The organism is Pseudidiomarina atlantica (assembly GCF_000753735.1).
Classification (GTDB): domain Bacteria; phylum Pseudomonadota; class Gammaproteobacteria; order Enterobacterales; family Alteromonadaceae; genus Pseudidiomarina; species Pseudidiomarina atlantica.
In genome coordinates, this window is the sequence record NZ_JPIN01000042.1 from 1 (window position 1) to 1029 (window position 1029).

Annotated in this window: 1 protein-coding gene and 1 pseudogene; both read right to left on the reverse strand. The window is 42.9% G+C overall.

What is annotated here, in order from left to right; translation table 11 throughout:
- A pseudogene (locus tag IDAT_RS13590) lies at nt 1-69 on the reverse strand (YnfA family protein); the annotation flags it as partial.
- A 15-nt stretch (nt 70-84) separates the two neighbouring features.
- Nucleotides 85-720: a cation efflux transmembrane domain-containing protein gene (locus IDAT_RS12845; RefSeq protein WP_034734464.1), complete on the reverse strand. Its 636-nt coding sequence runs from the start codon at nt 718-720 to the stop codon at nt 85-87.
- Between the last annotated feature and the right edge of the window lie 309 nt (nt 721-1029).

A 1029-nucleotide genomic window follows, 5' to 3' on the forward strand; every position in this document is an offset into this window, starting at 1 on the left:
ACCGACAATTTCTGCAATTGCGGTTGCGATAAATAACCCGAGTGTCTTTATTAAAAATATTGAGCTCATTACGAATCCTGGTGATTACCCGCAACACCCAGAAATATCGTCTTTTTCACCTGTCTTTACAGCTATCGCGTCTTTGATGATGCGAATAGCAGAGTGCAGTACAATGATGGCTATGACAGTTGCGATGAGTAAGTCAGGCCATGCCGCATGGAGCTGGGCGACGAGCATCGCAGAGACAATAACACCGACATTCATGATCATGTCATTGCGTGAACAAATCCAGCTGGCGCGAATGTTAATATCGCCGTTTCGGGAGCGATATAGAAGGGCAAAGCAAACGATGTTTACCAGTAATGCAAGCCCCGCTATTGAGAGCATGACAAAGGTTTCGGGCTGACTACCAAATGCCAGTTTAAGGATGACATCCAATAACACCGCCAGAGCTAATAATGTTTGCAGTATGCCGTTTAAAATAGCGGCATTGACTTTATATTTAATGGCTTTGCCAACAGCGTATAAGCTCACAGCATAAACCAAAGTATCGGCAAGCATATCCAGCGAATCAGCAATAAGACCACTGGATTCAGCCATCCAACCCGCAATGAACTCAACAAAGAACATGACGCCATTAAGGACTAGAACCGTCCATAACAACCTGCGTTGAGAGTTATCCATTTCGGCTTGCGCTGAACTTCCGCAACATGATGACATTGGAACAACCTAAAACGATTTCGATATACCTACAGTTTATCACACGTTAACACGAGTTTCAGCGCTGGTTTTATGGTGGATTATTAGATAAAGTGGCCGTTACGAAAATATATTGGTTGCTCATATTGGTCTTATTAACACACAGCTTTTTTACCTCTGCATCTGCTTCTTTCCATATTTAAGACTCGGGTCACCAAAGTGTCGATGTTGTGTTTGGAGAATATGATATCGAGCATCAATTTCATGCGCACATCTGGTGTATTACTGGCTCGTCTTGAACAAAAATAATGCACTCATTATCAGTTGTCC

Excerpts from the sequence above, each read along its gene's own strand:
- IDAT_RS12845 (WP_034734464.1), bottom strand. The coding sequence starts at position 720 with ATGTCATCATGTTGCGGAAGTTCAGCGCAAGCCGAAATGGATAACTCT.